Below are 16,884 nucleotides of genomic sequence, written 5' to 3'. Positions count from 1 at the left end.
ATATCTGAATATGGAAAGAAAGCTGATTTACGGTGTAAAATTTATATATAAGCGCAAAGACAAACCAGAAGAAGAGCTAAAGACCATACAGTATATCACAGAAGTTATCTATACCGATGATGGTGAAGGACAGCTCCTGTGTGCATTGAGTCGCAAGGGGTTTGCGGTAAATGGCAAGCTGGTTTATCGGCTTATGGATGTCTTTGCAGAAAAGTGTTCCAGACTGTTATACCCCTTTGTTTTCCAGCTAAGCCGCTCGGGGGTTTTACTGGGAGTGAACAATTTTGAGGAGATAAAGGAGCGTTGGGTAAAAGCGTTGCCGCTATTGCGCAGGGAGTATAGCGGACAAGAGGCAGAGGCTTACCTGAACCAAATGTCCGACAACCTTGCTTCGGCAGAAACATTCAGGCAGGCGATAAGAAGAGATATGTTTTACTATCTGTTTTTTATGCAGCAAGCTATCGGAGATAAGGAAGAACACATAGTCAGATTGCCATTGGTGCCTACAGAAAGACCTGTGCCTTTTAGATGTAGACATCGAGTAGAGCGTCAGCATACGGGGTATTTCCGGTTGAATTACACCGGAACCTATGCCTCTGAGCAGGTTCGTTACCGCACCAAGGTAAAAGAAGCTGATTTGAATATGTCGTATATCTGGGAAGAAGATGGGTTTACATTAAAAAAAATGCAAGGCATTTGTCAGCTCGTCACAGGCAAACAAAGAGAGATTTCGTTTAAAATAACACAGTTATGAGCAGTGGAAAAATAGTATGTCAGGGAGCATTATGTGAATGTAAGTACGGCGATTTTCCCGACACCCTCAAAATAGTGAGTAAACACAAGGAATATGTCAATGAAAGCGACGGTAGCGATAAGATGATCGCTACTCACTTGGATGTGGGGCAGCCTTTTGAAAAAAAGACCTTTGGACAATGTAAACTGCAACCTACTCCCGGTGGATACAAACCCTGTCAGGTACAGCTCACCCAATGGCAGGATTTTTACGAAAAGGTCGCCCTGAGCAATGGTGGTAAGGTGCTGACAGAAGAGAGCAAAGCAACCTGTCCTATTGCAGGGGCACCTTGTATTACAATAAGTTTCCACGGACAAACAGCCTCACCCACTTCGAAGCAAAAAGAACAAGCCGACGAAGAAACCCATGCCATGCTCAATCCTTTTGCCAGCCTTTCAGCACCCCAACAAGATAAAGTTGAACATCTAATAAGTGCGGAATAATGAGTAAATGGATATCCTTGTCAGGTGCTTCTTCTGGAAGTAAGGCCACGGAAACATCGCGCCACAATTATGTGATCTTTGAAGTTCCGGTAGGGCAAAAAGCAATATTTCAGTTAGATGTAGAACGTATCAGGTCGTTACAGTCCAAAAAACACCGGATGTATTTTGTAGCTCAGGGAGTAGACAATTTTGGTGAAGAGAGTTGGCTGGAATGGAAGAGTGGTCCCGCTCCAATGGCCTTGCACGAATATTTTAATCAACTTAACGGAGGAGCGGCCGACTATAGCCCGGAGTCGGTAAAACACATAGGGCGCAATTATATCACAGCATTTGAAACCCTTGAAAACGGACAAACGAACTGGAGCCAACCGTCATACCTATCTTATACCCCCGAGCAGGCAGGACAGGGTATATGGCTGGAAAGTCTGTATTACAGTCCGGACTGGGGAGGGATGGGAGCTTTTATTATCGGAGTAGATCAGCCGAAAGTACTTTCCTTTTTCGCCAAAAAAAGGGAATTCCGTGCCTATGATTCCGATGAGAATTTTATACGGGGAGATGTGCAAAGTCTGGAAGGTATTAGGTATGGAGATACTGTATACCTCCATATAGAAACCCACCGTATCATTCCGGGTAGATATACAGCCGAAGTAGACATTCTCTACCAGGGTACGCGTATCTATAATGGAGCAAAACGCCTGGAGCTCGATAAGTATGCCAATCCGGCCAATCCGGCTCTTGAATACAATCTTCAGATGCAAGAAGCTCTTTTTGTTGACTCTGCCTGGCAAGAGGCTACAGGGCATCCCAATGGGACCACGTTAGACTATACCATCCGGTTTACTTTTAGCCCCAAAGACGTGTTGGAGAACCGCACAGATGGTGGTTTTACTCCGGGAAGTCCGGTGATACGAGAGTTTACCCTTAAAGTTACGACTACTTTTTTGGATTTTATTATTCCTGTAATGGGGCAAACGCCGCAGATTGTAAGCGTCAATGAAGAAACCCTTACCCCCATAAATCACGACGAATGTAGATTTTCGGCTTTGGAGGTTGTTGTAAAAGACCAAGAACCGATAGAAATACTAAAAGAAAACAGGGAACAAGGAGTACTGTCTGTCAATCTTATCAATCCAGTAATTCCTGTAATTGCAGGAAATGGGGACGATCAGGAAATCATCGTACAACTCGAAGATGTTCATACTGAAGAATGTGAGGGAAATCCGTCTCACCACAATAATATTTTTGTTTATAATGAAGCTGTAGGAACGTGGTCGCCGAAAGAAAGTGAGGATAAACTGGTATTGAAGCCGAAGTATGTGTATCCAAGAGGGATGCAGAGACCTACCAGTATTTCAGATATTAGTATTGAGCATATAGATGTACGAGAGGTTTTAAAGTATATTTGGCCAGCACGTGATTCACTCGCTCAGCAACATAGGTTGGATGTGTCTACTTGTAGATATTTCAGAAGTATTGATATAAAAGTGTATCCCGATATAAAATGGGAGCTGGCAGTAGAATTTATAATCAATCAATCCAATTATAAAGCTGCCAATATGCCTCCGGGAAATATTTTCGCTAAACATCAGGAAAAGTCTCGGAAAGCCGGATACAAAAGATGGCTTATGAATAGAAGAGGGAAAGTTCCTATATCAATAGGATTGGGGCTTTCTGCGGAATGGAATGACGGAAGCTCTAAAAGGAGTTTTACCAATGAATTTGCAGATCGGATACAATTAGTGGCAGAAGTAATCTCCAACTCCGTAAACATACTTCAAGGGGCTATTAACTCTGCACAAGGCTTGGCGAAAGCAACTGCAATACCGATTGGTTTTGACATTAGATATCCTAAGTTTGTGATTGTTGGAAAATGGTTTCTAGAATCTGGAGATCAATTGGAGTCTGCCAACACCATAGGGGAAGTAGGGCTTGGGTTTAAGCCATTAATCGGAGCAGAGATGGTTATAGACATTTTAGGAGCGGCGATTACCGCTGTTTCTTATGGAACTACCGGAAATCCTGCCGCAGCGAAAATTATCAGTAAATTTAGACAAGGCTTGGATAAATTAGGAGCTTCTGTAGTATTTACCGCAACGTTTTACGGAGAGTTGGAAATAGAGATAGAAGCATTGAGGATAGATGAGAGGAATGGGATTGATATGCAGGGAAAATCTACTATTGGAGGACGAATGGGAGTAATGATAGAGTTGGGGATAAGTGCGGAATTGGGAAAAGCAAATGGAGCTAAATTTATGCCTATTGATGTATCTTTTAGAGCTGCTGCAAGGGCACATGGTTTTTTTGGAGGAGAATTAACTATAAACTCAGATGAAGAAGGATTGTTTATTCAACCTACTTTAAAGTTTTCAGGAATAATGCTTTCGGTGGAAATAGAAGGAGAGGTTGGTTGGTGGAAGAGTAATTTTAAGGTAGAAGAGAAAGTTATCGATGAAGATACAGTCCCTTTAGAGAAAAAATATTTCACTAAATAGTAAAAATGATGCACAATTTTGAAAAACCTTTGTATTCAGTTTATCCAACCATTTATTGTTCGGGAAGCATCTATGTCAATGATGTGCCTGTGATTGATTGGTTTGGAGAAGAAACTGAGGGAGTGGGAGGATATGCGGGAGATAATCTGGTTAACCATGTCTTATTGGAAAGTGGTAAATATAAGGTAGTGGGGAAAATGTTTCCACGACAAGGGCAGGAAAATATTACAGAAGAAGAGGTCATGATGATAGACTTTTTTTGTGCTGAAGCCGATCCTGGTAAATGGAAAGATACGAGGCATAAGTTTCATCCCCGAATAGAATCTCCATGGGACGGACTAAGTGAAGGGGTGAAGCATAAGTATTTTGAGATAATGACTGAAATCGAAGTAGAGCTTCCCTATGTTTTAGATGGCTGGCAAAATTCGGTAGATTTAACTAAAATGGATGAAGACGATCTGTTTCAGGAAGTTATTGCGTATTACAGACAGGTGTTGTCCGTATTAGAGATTAAAGATGCTCCAAAATTTTTAGAGTTATCTATGGAGAAGATGAAGCTCCAAGAGCAGGCCTTCTATTTTTCAGAAGAAAGAAAACAAAGTTTCAAGAATGGAATATCTAAGTTGTTTAATCAGAATTTGGAAGTAGAGTCTTTAGATGAAAAAGAACTAAAACTCGAGATTATAGGAAATGGGAAATTAGTGCGATTGATAAAACGAGATGGAACACAGCCCCTCCAATTTAAAAGTCCGGATAAAACAAAACAAAGTAATATTGAACTGGAGATAAAATTACACATGCGTTCAAAAAATCACGGTTTTACCATTATTTGATATTTATGAAGCGAAGGGATTTTTTTTCATACATTAGTTTTGGGGTCGTAGGTGCCTTGTTTCCAAGTTCACTGGTACACTGTTCAAACGACATATACACCTTGGCACGTATAATAGGTAAGAATTGGGACGACCTGATTAATCGTGATTTTGAAAGAAATGGAAATGAATATTTTGCATTTTTCACTTTAAATAAGGGAGATTTTGAACATCCTTATGTCGATGGAGACAAAGCACTGGTTTACTGTAGGGAAGAAACAGTAGTCGGTTATAGGATTCTGCTTAAAAGTAATGCGGAAGCTGATTCGGTGATAAAAAGAATAGACGAGATCGGTTCGGAAAAACAAAAGATATATGAAAATGAATTCGGAACGAAGTTTCAGTGGAAAACGGAAAATGGAAATATAGCCCTGAGCCTTGTCAACTGTATTTCCAACCTTTCTCCTTATATGGTTTTTAGTGAGTTTTCAGATGAAAGTAATCTGGTTGTTTTTTGAGTGTGTCAAGTTTAGGTCATTCTACGCTATACAGAGCCAGAATTCTTCGGTAATTAGATATACAAAAATTAAATTTATTTAGAATAAATAAAAATTAGATTATATCTTTGTTCGCCAAAACAAGGATATGAAGCTTTTTGTTTCCTTCATTATATTTTTTGGAACCCTGTGCGGTGTTTTTGGTCAAAACATTAGCGGAACGATATTGGACGATGATACAGGCGAGCCTATTGAAAATGTTGTCATTGTCAATACACTGGGAAACGAATGGTCGTTAAGTGATGACTCTGGTAATTTTTTGATAGTACTCAATAGCAATGTCTTTGAGTTGGAATTCAAAATACTAGGGAAGGAATCGAAAGTTGTGTCCAGCGACCAAATTGTCGATAGTGATAAGCTTATCGTTCGATTAAAAGATTACAATTTACGACTGGAAGAGGTCACCGTTACCGCTATACCCAAACGTGCTAAGATAGGTTCTGCCATAGTGTTGGACGCTTATGCAGTAAACCAAGTACAATCTTATAGCTTGAGCGATGTGCTGTCTCAACTCCCTGGACAAAGGATTGGTTCTCCTTCACTCAACAGCGCTAATACCCTGTCCCTCAGAACAGCCTTCCCCAATGCTACTAATGCATTTGGCGTTGCTTATGAGTTAGATGGTACGCGTCTTTCTAATGACGAGAATATGCAGACCTATATTTCCGGTGCGAATTTTACAGAATTTGAAAATGTGAATACCGGAATAGATTTGAGAACTATTCCTGCCGAAAACATCGAAAAAGTAGAGGTGATAAGTGGTATTCCGGATGCCGAGTACGGAAATCTTACTTCGGGACTCATCAAAATTGACAGAAAAGCCGGGATTACTCCTTTTAGAGTTAATGCAAATATTAACCAAGGTAATACTTCAGTTAGTGTGGGCAAGGGTGTACACCTCAACGATCGCTGGGGAGACCTAAGTTTATCTGTTGATTTTTTAAATGCCAATTCTGACCCGAGAAATAGCCTCACCAACTATAACCGACTTACAGCATCGGCTATTTGGTCTACTTATAGTAAATCAAAGAGTATAAAAAACACTTTGTCTCTAACTCTTCACAATAACCTAGACGATACCAATTACGACAAGGATAATGACGACGGTGGTCGGGATGCACAATTCAGAAAGGACAGAGGGGTAAAAATAAGTAATCGATTTAATTGGAAACCAGCAGCAAACTGGATCGACAATTTCAATATAAATGTGGGGTTTTCTTATGCTTACCAACATTCTTATCGTCAGTCTTTTATAAACGACGGAGGGAAAGTGGTGCCTGTCAATTTGGAAACCGGATTGTCTAATGGGGAATACACCCCCGTGGCCTACCTTATGATACAGGAAACTTATGGCCAACCCATAAATTTCAATTCGAAAATTTCATTGGATAAAAGTTTAGGCAATGACAATTTAGTACTACATAATATAGCTGCAGGTTTAAACTTTAGTTTTAGTGACAATCGAGGCCGTGGTAGAGCGTATAATCCCGAAAATGCTCATACTCAGGTGACCTTGAGAGCGGGTGGAAGCTCTTTGAGTACAGGAGAGGGAATCAGACCTCTCGATTATGGTCGTTATGTAAAACCCAGAATAGGGGTTGGGGCCTATGTTCAGGACAATATGACTTGGAGGTGGGAAAACGGCCGGGCACTGTACTCAAATATAGGGTTTAGATACGATATCCAGAATGGTTTTTCCAGTTATGGACCTAGAATCAATATGGGAGTGGAGCTGTTAAACAATTTTAGTATTCGCGGAGGATTGGGATTTGCTTCCAAAGCACCTTCGCTGGCGCAAATATTTCCTGGGGATAAATATTTTGACGTGCTAATCAGGGATTTTAGAACCTCGAGATATTCCTTCAATTTAGTACAGACCTACAAAAAAGAAATTGAGAAACAGAATATATCTCCCTCTAAAAGCTGGAAGTACGAATTGGGCGCCAATTTTAATCCTGATTTTGGTAATTTTGCGCTTACAGCATACTACAATCACACTTTTGACGGTGTAGCTTCTTACGAGCTTCGTGAAAAAGTGGCCATTCCCGAAATTGAGTTTATCTTTAACGATCCCGCTCCTCCTTCATATAACATTGTAGGTCAAAGCCCTTTTATACTAGATTATAGTTTGAGTGCGAATAACTTAGATTATATAGATAAAGGGGTTGAGTTGTATTTTAATTCTGATAAAATCAAGGCAATAAACACATCTTTCAGTCTTATGGGATCTTATGTATATTCTAAGAGTACGAATGAAACGGAGTTGATAGAACCCAGTGACGACCCGCTTGAAGAGGAATATTTATACGGAGTTTACGCTAGGAAACCTGTCAAATTGGACAAATTGAACTTGAGGGCAACTATCACCCACCACATTCCGGAATTGGGATTGCTCATCTCCCTCTCTGCTGAACAATTTACCTTTTCAACCTCTTATGCGAGTGTCGAGGCAATCTACCCTGTAGCCTATATAAATCCGGATCTCGAAAGAATAGCCATCCCTGTAAGTGAGAGAAGTGATAACAGGTATAGCAGTTTATGGAGAAATCCCAATACAAGTAAGGATATCAGGACTCCCACCTACCACAATTTTCACGCGAGAGTTACCAAAGAATTTCTCAATGGTGTCAGTATGTCTATGTACGTCACCAACTTTTTAGACTATAGGCCCATAGTGGTAATCAATGGGTCGGAGAAGAGAACAAATAGCCCGATTAGTTTCGGGGCAAACATTCAATATCAATTCTAATCGTAAATCAAAATTAAAATGAAAAGATTTTTAATGCTTTGTATGTGTGTCTTCACAATCGCTTGTAGCAAGGACGATGATGGAGATTTTGTGGCGCCAATATCGCATAGCTTTCATGTTTTATTCGAGGAAAGTTATGGGAATTCTAAACCTGTTGGAGCCGAACTGATTATGACCAACAGGGAAGATGGAAAGAAGTATAGCGGTACATCAGATAGTGAAGGAGAAGTTGCTCTCGATGTGATCCCAGGGGTGTATAACATTAACGTGTCTCTCATTTTATCTAAAGAAGAATATTTAGAATTTTCAGGGCAAGAAGTCCAAGGAGATGTCAGTTTTAATGCTTCTTTGGAAGGTGTTGCAATTAACCAGGAATCAGAAACTTTTACCGAACTTGTGCTGACTACAGGAAGGATAGGGGATCTATTGATAAAACAGATTTATTACGCCGGTTCAGATGTTAGGTTGGGAGCACTCTACCGAGATCAATTTTTTGAGATTCATAATAATTCAAATGAAACAATCTATCTGGATGGATTGTGTTTTGCACAGATTTACGGAGAAGCCTCCATGTCTGGTGAAACTGAACCTTTTCAGCTCCCCAATGGCCAATTAGACTGGAGTCAGGCTATAGGGCAGGGCGATGTAGAAAATGCAAATACAGCGTATGTGTATTCAGATGAGGTGTTGCGTTTTCCTGGAAGCGGACAAGAATATCCGTTGGAGTCTGGAAAAAGCGTTATCGTTGCGGCCACTGCCATTAATCATAAGGCACCCCTAGTTGTTGTCGATGACGAGGGCGAGGAAAAGGTTTTTGAAGTACAGGAGCCTGAACGTACCATCGACCTGAGTACAGCACCCTTTGAAGCTTATTACCGACCTTTTCAGGAATCCCAAGGTAGTTCTTATCTGGATTCTGATATAGACAATCCAAACGCTGTAAATATGGAGATTGTTTTTAAGTCTTACGGAGGGAAAGATCTAATACTTGACACTAATGGACGCGATGCTTTTGTGATTTTTAAGGCCGATACTGAAACTGTAGCCTCATGGGATGCGTTGCCTTCACCAGAAACTTTGATAGGAAATATTAATGAAAATACTAGTGCCTATCTTCAGATTCCGGTTGATGTTGTAATAGATGGCGTAGAACTACAGCGTAACGATCCGGCAAAAGCTAAGCCAAAACGTCTTCCAGACACTGTCGATGCCGGAGAAATTGCCAATATTCTCGGAGCGTATTCCTCTGAGTCTGTTATCAGAAAGGTAAGTAAGAAAGTTGGTGACAAGACTTTTTATCAGGACACCAACAACTCGAGTAATGATTTTAAGGTGTTAGAACACCCTGAAGTAATCATAGAATAATTTTTGATGAAGCGGTATATTTATATAGCTCTGATATTAGGAGTTACACAGCTAAACGCTCAAGTAAAGGATAGTTTGTCGTATAACAGTCACGATGTGGAAAGCAGTTTATTCTTTAATCTGTTGTCGAGAGATCTGTCTGGAATACCAGCAAATTACTCTTTTTATCATATAAATAATTATACCGCTTCATCACTCTATTTTGTTTTTGAAGATGGTTTGTACAAACAAGGAGGTGAGCCGGAAACCATCAAGCAATTTGGGATAAAGACCAACGGACTGTACAAAAATAAAAAGGGACTTACGTTTTTTGGTAGCTTTGCTGTTGAAAAGAGTTTTTACAATAATTTGAAATGGAATTTGTCATATGAACTTCCGGTTAAAGGTCTCATGCCCGATCCCCATTATTTCTTGGTCTCCAAAGGGGCTAAATGGAACAATCAAAACTACGGTTTAGACGGTGGGGTTTTAGTACCCTTGACAAAAAGATGGGAATGGATGATTAAGGTGGATTACAGCTTGTTTAACAAGTACAGGACAGATTACGATCCTCGTCCAAAAGTTACCTTTAACTCACTTGGTTTTACCTCTGGGGTCTCCTATCAGTTCGCCGATAGACACTTTGTCAAAATCGGAGGAGAAATGGGGTATTCCCACATTGACAACGAAGTAAATTTTTCTAATAACAATCATAATATTCCGGGGAATTATGATATTTACGTTCGATGGATGTCTGGTTATGGCTCTCTTACTAATACAGTCTCGTCTTCCACAATGCGAAGGAACAAATGGACTTCGTGGTATGTAGGGCATGCTTATAAGGCGGTAGGATGGACCTTGCTCACAGATTTCACCTATCGAAAGGACAAGAATATTACCTATGTGAGAGGAGCTGTCAAGGATTACAAAGACAGGTCAAACTACTTTGCCCGATATACGCCAGAAACGATTTCAGCCACGGTATTGGGAATTGTCGATTTGGCTCGGGAGAGTTTTCTTAAATTTAAACTTTCTGGAAGTGCGATGTCGGCAAATAATATGTGGTATTCGAAAGGAGGAAAAACATATGTCGCTAAGTGTGATGAAATCAATTTAAATATAGGATACCTTAAGCCATTGAGTTTGAATGCCAGTTTAGATGCAGGAGTGTTTTTGACTTACTGGGACTTAAACCAGCGTGACGCCTTATCTACCACATACTCTCGCTATTCAAATATGGAAATAGGAGGGCATGTCATGAGATCTTTTGAGCTTGGTAAAAACATGCTTGTAAGTCCAATTGTCAAATCGCGTTTTCGTTTAAATACCGATGCGGAATTTGCACAGGGGAATACAGATTATCTCAACAATATAGGAGCAAATGATTTTGCAGGGTATACTTTAAGAGGATTTTATGATGAGGTAGTCTATCCAGACTACGAGCTGTTTTCAAATAATGAACTGGATATAAGTATAGGAACACTACTGCGTTTTAAAACATCGGCTAGGGTAAATACCCAATTTAATTTTGATTTAGGTTTTAAGAAACCTTTCGGATCATTGCAGTATTTTCAAGAGGAACATCCTGTGCGCTACTACGGCATGATGGGATTGACATTATATTATTAGAAAAATGGATAAAAGCAAAGTAGGAGTGATATTGGCTATAGGATTGTGCTTTCTTTTTATGGGTTTTAAAATTGCGCAGGAATATGATGTCGACCAGTTGAGAAGCCTCTACAGTAGTGGAGATAAAAAACTTTGGCCAAAGGCCTTTATAGATCAAACTCTTTCCGATTATGAGGAAATAGGGCATTTGCCAAAAGTTAAATTCCCTGAAGACAACCCTTATACAGAGGCCAAGAAAACATTGGGCAAAACACTGTTTTTCGATCCTCGGCTATCGGTAAGCGGTCAGATTGCCTGTGCCAGTTGTCACGATTCCGAAATAGGCTGGGGAGACGGAAGAAGAGTGAGTTATGGCCATAACAGGCAACAGGGAAGAAGAAATGCCATGTCTCTGCTCAATGTGGCATTTGCCGATAAATTGTTTTGGGACGGAAGAGCCGAAAGTCTTGAAGAACAAGTGCAATTTCCCGTACAAGACAGTTTGGAAATGAACTTTCATATATCTCTTGCCGTAGACCGGATTTCACAAATTAGCGGATATAAAGAGCTGTTCAAAGAAGCTTACGGTGATACCACGGTGACAGATGCGACTATTAGAAAGGCCATAGCGACTTATGAACGCACCATAATAAGTGAAAGCACTAGATTTGACAAATTTATAGATGGTGAATCCGATCAGTACTCTAATGCGGAGGTATTGGGGCTGCATTTGTTTAGAACCAAGGCTAGGTGTATCAATTGTCACCAAGGAGGTTATTTTTCAGACAATGAATTTCACAATATCGGACTGACGTATTACGGACGTAAATACGAAGATCTAGGGTTGTATGAGGTCACAGGGAAAAAAGAGGATGTGGGTAAATTTCGCACTTCGAGTCTTCGAGAAATATCGAGAACAGGACCTTTTATGCACAACGGTCTGTTTCCACACCTTCGCGGAGTGGTCAATATGTATAATGCTGGAATGCCGAGACCTAAAAGAAAACCCGGTCAAGAACAGGATACGCTTTTCCCGGAGACCTCACCACTGTTGATCAAACTCGATTTAAGTGATTATGAAAAATTTTGTTTGATACGATTTCTCGGAACTTTGGAGTCGAGAAATAAACGAGAAAGTGTACCCGATTTGCCTGAATAAAACCATTGTGGTTTTAAGGAGTTGCTTGACTTCTTCAATTTTCTAGCTAACTAAAGAGGTATAACCTTTTCTTTACCAAAACCAAATACGCCACACACAAAAAAATGTATATGGCGTATTTTATAAATTTTGAAGTATTATTTACAGCGAAAAAGCCTCTTTAATCTTGTCCACATAGTCCAGCTTTTCCCAAGTAAATAGCTCTACTTGCTTTTCTATACGTCCGTTATAGGGCGATTCGAATACCTTGGTTACAGTTTGGGGTGTTTTACCCATATGACCGTAAGCCGCTGTTTCCAAGTATATGGGATTGCGTAGTTTTAAGCGCTCTTCTATTGCAGCCGGGCGCATATCAAACAGCTTTTGCACTATTCCTGCAATTTCGCCGTCGGTCATATCGACTTTCGATTTTCCGTAGGTGTCAACACTGATAGAAGTAGGCTCTACCACTCCTATGGCATAACTTACCTGTACCAGTATTTCATCGGCAACACCTGCAGCGACCAAGTTTTTGGCTATATGCCTTGCAGCATAGGCTGCACTGCGGTCTACTTTACTGGGGTCTTTGCCCGAAAAAGCACCACCACCATGAGCGCCTTTGCCACCATAAGTATCGATGATAATCTTGCGTCCGGTGAGTCCGGTATCACCGTGTGGTCCCCCTATCACAAATTTTCCGGTGGGATTGATGTGATATTGGATATCGTCGGTAAAGAGGCGTTGTAGCTCTTCCGGAAGTTGAACTTTGACTCGAGGAATCAGAATCTCCTTGATGTCTTTCTGTATTTTGCTCAACATAGCCTCGTCGTCTTTGTCAAACTGATCGTGTTGAGTAGAGACCACTATGGTAACGATGCGCTGTGGAATATCGTTATCGTCGTACTCTATAGTCACCTGTGCCTTAGCATCGGGACGGAGATAGGAGATTTCCTTTCCTTCCCTTCGCAATTCAGATAGGGTTTGCAATATTCTATGTGAAATATCCAAGGCCAGAGGCATATAGTTTTCCGTCTCTTTAGTAGCATAGCCAAACATCATTCCCTGATCGCCGGCACCTTGTTCTTCCTTACTGGCTCGATCTACCCCCTGATTGATGTCTTGCGACTGTTCGTGTATGAGTGATATCACCCCGCACGAATCTCCGCTAAACTGATATTCACCTTTGGTATAACCGATACGGTTGATAACCTCTCTCGCGATATTCTGCAGGTCGAGGTAGGTTTTCGATCTCACTTCTCCGGCCAGTACTACCTGTCCGGTAGTGACCAAGGTTTCGCACGCTACTTTAGAATCCTGATCGAAAGCCAGGAAATGGTCGAGTAGTGCATCGGATATCTGATCGGCAACCTTGTCTGGGTGCCCTTCACTTACTGACTCAGATGTAAATAAATAAGCCATTATCTCAATTCAATTTTTTGATTTGCTAACGGAGAAAGAAGCGGCTGAAAGAAGTTGCTAAAGCGGTTTGTTCTGTGGTGTTTACCAACGCCATCAAAGGCGGAACTAACTGTTTTAGCATTTTTTACCGAGGTTGCAATCAGTCAAATCCTTCCTCTTTCTTTAAATGTGCGACAAAGGTATGAAACGGATTTGAATTGTAAAATGAAATTGCTATTTATATTGGTGTAGCTTTTAGAAGAAGATAAATGTTGTTTTTTGTTAACTTGCAGAGTATCGTAATGGTTTAGACATTATTTTTTATCACAAGCAATTCAACAATGAAACAAACATTTACAGAAACCGAGCTTCGCAAATTGGAAAGGCAATTGAGTTGTCCAAGTGGAAAGTTTGGGCTTGTGGTGGGGCAGAACATGAATATCTCTAATATGGGAATGACGTTGAGCACGGCAGATTTGCTAGAGTTGGAAGATGGAAATGTGGTGTTGGAACTGGGACACGGCAATTGCGGACATTTGGATCAGCTGTTGAATAAAGCGAATGATTTGAGGTATTTTGGATTAGAAATTTCACAAACCATGTGGGAGGAGGCACGGAGGAATCATTTTGATAAGTTGGCGGAATTTCAACTTTACGACGGGGTGAACATCCCTTTTTCCGATTGTTTTTTCGATCGATTTATGACGGTAAATACGCTCTATTTCTGGTCAGATCCCGAAAAGTTACTAAATGAGATAGAAAGAATACTCAAACTGGGAGGAGTAGGAGTGTTCACCTATGCTTCTCGTGAGTTTATGAGTGCACTGCCTTTTGTAGGAGAACGATTTCGACTCTTCGATCGCTGTGATATTGAGAAACTAATAGCGAAATCAAAGTTGAATATCGAAGGGTTTTACAACAAAACAGAGCAAGTAGAAAGTAAAGTAGGTGAAGCTGTGGAGCGCAAATACACCACGGTAAAAGTGAGGAAGCTATCTAATTAAAAAAGCCGGCTGCGAAACGAATTCGAGCCGGCTTTTTTATAGACTATCGTTTATTTTTTATGTGATTGGAATTTTTTGTGTGACTGTGCTTTATTGTGTTTGTATGCACGGTGCTTTTTAAAAGATCGTTTGTGTCTGTGCTGATCCCTTTTCCACATCTGATACTGTTTCTCGTTCAGTATGTCTCTCATGCTGTTTTGAACTTCCAACTGGGCGTCAAGTCTTGCATTTACAAAGGCGAAGCGGTCTTCGGCAGTCCACTCTTTTTTCGCCTTGCGGTCACCTTTTTTGTAGGCTTCCATTCTACTTTTCCTCTTCTCGGCGAGTTCGGTGTTGAGTTTTAATATTTTCTTTTGCTGTGCATCGTCCAAATCGAATTTCAAAGCCATGCGTTTGGTTTGTAGTTCTGCGCGCTGTGCAGGGGTAAGATTTTTAAAGTACGAGATTCGTTCTCTTTTCTTTTCCATAACTTTTCTTTCCCCCTTGTCCTGTGCCATAACTCCGCTCACCAGCGAAAGTGCAATAGCTAAAGTCATTAATTTTTTCATAGTTTTTCTTTTTAAAATTTTATAGGTAAGACTATCTAAAGAAGAAAAGGTTTAATAAAAATTGATTTTTTATATGTTTTTTAACAAAAAAAGCCCAAAACAGTCAAGTTTTGGGCTTAGGTGGTATATTATAATTGTTTACTCTTCTTGTAAGTGAACCGTTTTGGTGTCGCCGTCTACTACAACTTTGACGAGTCCTAGCTTAGAAAGACCTTTCATTCCCTTATCCCAAGCTTTATTGCTCAATTGAACAGCTGATTTGAGTTCGTCGAGAGGCAGAGTTTGCTGTTTTCGAAGAATTTCGAGTATGGCTTTTTCGTTGTCGTTCAGCTCTAGGGGTTTCTTTTCAGGGCGCATCTGCGGGAAGAATAGCACTTCCTGAATTGAAGCATTGTTAGTGAGTAGCATAACCAGTCGGTCTATTCCGATTCCGATTCCTGAAGTAGGAGGCATACCGTATTCCAGTGCCCGTAGGAAGTCTTGGTCGATAAACATGGCTTCATCATCTCCTTTTTCCGACAACTTCAACTGATCTTCAAAACGTTGTCGCTGATCTATGGGGTCGTTGAGCTCAGAGTAGGCATTGGCCAATTCTTTGCCGTTTACCATCAGTTCGAAGCGTTCGGTAAGATCGGAATTGTCGCGGTGTTCTTTGGTGAGCGGACTCATCTCCTTCGGGTAGTCGGTGATGAATGTGGGTTGTATATAGTGATGTTCACACTTCTCTCCGAAAAGCTCGTCTATAAGTTTTCCTTTCCCCATAGTGTCATCAACAGGGATATCTAGTTTTTTACACACTTCTCGGAGTTCATCCTCATTCATTCCGCTTACATCATACCCTGTGTGATTCTTTATAGCCTGTAATATAGGAATCCTTGGGTAGGGTGCTTTAAAACTGATTTCGTTGTCTCCAACTTTTACCGTGCTGCTTCCGTTGGCGTCTATAGCAACTTTTTCCAGTAACTTTTCGGTAGTGTCCATCATCCAGTGGTAGTCCTTGTAGGCTACATAGAGCTCCATTACCGTAAATTCCGGATTGTGGGTTCGGTCCATTCCTTCGTTGCGGAAGTCTTTGGCAAATTCATAAACCCCGTCAAATCCACCAACTATAAGTCTTTTCAGGTATAGCTCATTGGCTATCCTGAGGTAAAGCGGAATATTGAGCGCGTTGTGATGGGTAATAAAAGGCCGTGCTGTCGCTCCTCCAGGAATGGGTTGTAGTATGGGAGTTTCTACTTCCAGATAACCGTGATTGTTAAAAAATTCGCGTATGCTGTTGGTGATTTTTGTGCGTTTTATAAAGGTTTCCTTTACGTGAGGGTTTACTACCAAGTCTACATATCGCTGACGATAGCGCAGTTCAGGATCGTTAAACTCATCGTACACTTTACCGTCGCTGTCTACTTTGGGTAGTGGCAGAGGACGAAGCGATTTGTTTAGTACAGTAAACTCTTTTACCATTACTGTTTTTTCCCCTACTTGGGTGGTAAATAACGTTCCGCGAACACCGATGATGTCTCCTATATCGAGCAGCTTCTTATACACTTCGTTATAGAGGGTTTTATCTTCTCCTGTACATATTTCGTCGCGGTTGAAGTACACCTGTATTCTTCCTTCACTGTCTTGGATTTCGGCAAAAGAAGCTTTACCCTGTATCCTTCGGCTCATAAGGCGACCGGCTATAATGACCTCTTTGGCCTCTTCGTAATTTTCTTTGATTTGCCCCGAAGTATGGTCTACCGGGTACAGCGCCGCCGGATAGGGGTCTATACCCAAAGCTCTTAGTTTTTCGAGTTTATCCCTTCTTACGAGTTCCTGTTCTGAAAGCTGCATATCAAAAAGCTATATGTTAAATTCCTTTTTATTTTAAAGATGCAAAGATAGTTACAATTTATGTTTCACCACTCTACTTGTGGGAAGTTTAAAGTTTGAGACATTGACTTTGAGATAAGAGAACTTTGAGACGTAGAGAGGAGGAGACATGGAGAGGAGAGG

Annotated in this window: 13 protein-coding genes; 10 read left to right on the top strand and 3 right to left on the bottom strand. The window is 40.8% G+C overall.

Going from position 1 to position 16,884, the window contains the following annotated elements; translation table 11 throughout:
• Nucleotides 1-10 precede the first annotated feature (10 nt).
• From ACYZZR_RS00940 to ACYZZR_RS00900, 9 genes are all read left to right on the top strand, one after another.
• On the top strand, nucleotides 11-754 hold the full coding sequence (locus ACYZZR_RS00940; protein WP_461532110.1) for a hypothetical protein: 744 nt from the start codon (nucleotides 11-13) through the stop codon (nucleotides 752-754).
• Complete coding sequence (locus ACYZZR_RS00935) at nucleotides 751-1,236, top strand: DUF4280 domain-containing protein (RefSeq protein WP_461532109.1); 486 nt, start codon at nucleotides 751-753, stop codon at nucleotides 1,234-1,236. The genes ACYZZR_RS00940 and ACYZZR_RS00935 overlap by 4 nt, the downstream gene beginning before the upstream one ends.
• A complete protein-coding gene (locus ACYZZR_RS00930) occupies nucleotides 1,236-3,731 on the top strand; it encodes a hypothetical protein (protein ID WP_461532108.1) in 2,496 nt (831 codons plus the stop codon). Before ACYZZR_RS00935 ends, ACYZZR_RS00930 begins: the two co-directional genes overlap by 1 nt.
• Before the next feature lie 5 nt (nucleotides 3,732-3,736).
• Nucleotides 3,737-4,564 carry a hypothetical protein gene (locus ACYZZR_RS00925; RefSeq protein WP_461532107.1) on the top strand — a complete coding sequence of 276 codons (828 nt, stop codon included), beginning with the start codon at nucleotides 3,737-3,739 and terminating at the stop codon, nucleotides 4,562-4,564.
• A gap of 5 nt (nucleotides 4,565-4,569) precedes the next feature.
• A complete protein-coding gene (locus ACYZZR_RS00920; RefSeq protein WP_461532106.1) occupies nucleotides 4,570-5,061 on the top strand; it encodes a hypothetical protein in 492 nt (163 codons plus the stop codon).
• Nucleotides 5,062-5,188: 127 nt separating this feature from the next.
• On the top strand, nucleotides 5,189-7,849 hold the full coding sequence (locus tag ACYZZR_RS00915; protein WP_461532105.1) for a TonB-dependent receptor: 2,661 nt from the start codon (nucleotides 5,189-5,191) through the stop codon (nucleotides 7,847-7,849).
• Between the two features lie 18 nt (nucleotides 7,850-7,867).
• Nucleotides 7,868-9,214, top strand: a complete 1,347-nt coding sequence (locus ACYZZR_RS00910) for a DUF4876 domain-containing protein (RefSeq protein WP_461532104.1) — start codon at nucleotides 7,868-7,870, stop codon at nucleotides 9,212-9,214.
• 6 nt (nucleotides 9,215-9,220) lie between these two features.
• A complete protein-coding gene (locus ACYZZR_RS00905) occupies nucleotides 9,221-10,822 on the top strand; it encodes a DUF6850 family outer membrane beta-barrel protein (protein ID WP_461532103.1) in 1,602 nt (533 codons plus the stop codon).
• A 4-nt stretch (nucleotides 10,823-10,826) separates the two neighbouring features.
• Nucleotides 10,827-11,960, top strand: a complete 1,134-nt coding sequence (locus ACYZZR_RS00900; protein ID WP_461532102.1) for a cytochrome-c peroxidase — start codon at nucleotides 10,827-10,829, stop codon at nucleotides 11,958-11,960.
• Nucleotides 11,961-12,101: 141 nt separating this feature from the next.
• Here the strand turns inward: ACYZZR_RS00900 and metK are convergent, their stop codons facing one another.
• Nucleotides 12,102-13,358: a methionine adenosyltransferase gene (gene metK, locus ACYZZR_RS00895; protein ID WP_461532101.1), complete on the bottom strand. Its 1,257-nt coding sequence runs from the start codon at nucleotides 13,356-13,358 to the stop codon at nucleotides 12,102-12,104.
• A 320-nt stretch (nucleotides 13,359-13,678) separates the two neighbouring features.
• On the opposite strand from metK, the gene ACYZZR_RS00890 reads away from it, so the two are divergent.
• Nucleotides 13,679-14,341, top strand: coding sequence for a class I SAM-dependent methyltransferase (locus ACYZZR_RS00890; RefSeq protein ID WP_461532100.1), 663 nt, complete (start codon nucleotides 13,679-13,681; stop codon nucleotides 14,339-14,341).
• 50 nt (nucleotides 14,342-14,391) lie between these two features.
• Here ACYZZR_RS00890 and ACYZZR_RS00885 read toward each other — a convergent pair whose 3' ends face one another.
• Together ACYZZR_RS00885 and lysS are read right to left on the bottom strand one after the other, a co-directional pair.
• Nucleotides 14,392-14,889, bottom strand: coding sequence for a hypothetical protein (locus ACYZZR_RS00885; protein ID WP_461532099.1), 498 nt, complete (start codon nucleotides 14,887-14,889; stop codon nucleotides 14,392-14,394).
• A gap of 138 nt (nucleotides 14,890-15,027) precedes the next feature.
• On the bottom strand, nucleotides 15,028-16,722 hold the full coding sequence (gene lysS, locus ACYZZR_RS00880; protein ID WP_461532098.1) for a lysine--tRNA ligase: 1,695 nt from the start codon (nucleotides 16,720-16,722) through the stop codon (nucleotides 15,028-15,030).
• Nucleotides 16,723-16,884 lie beyond the last annotated feature (162 nt).

The sequence above is a fragment of the Sinomicrobium sp. genome, assembly GCA_029266035.1.
GTDB lineage: Bacteria > Bacteroidota > Bacteroidia > Flavobacteriales > Flavobacteriaceae > Sinomicrobium.
Note: the sequence above shows the minus strand (reverse complement) of the source record. Positions and strands in the feature narration are given on the sequence as shown.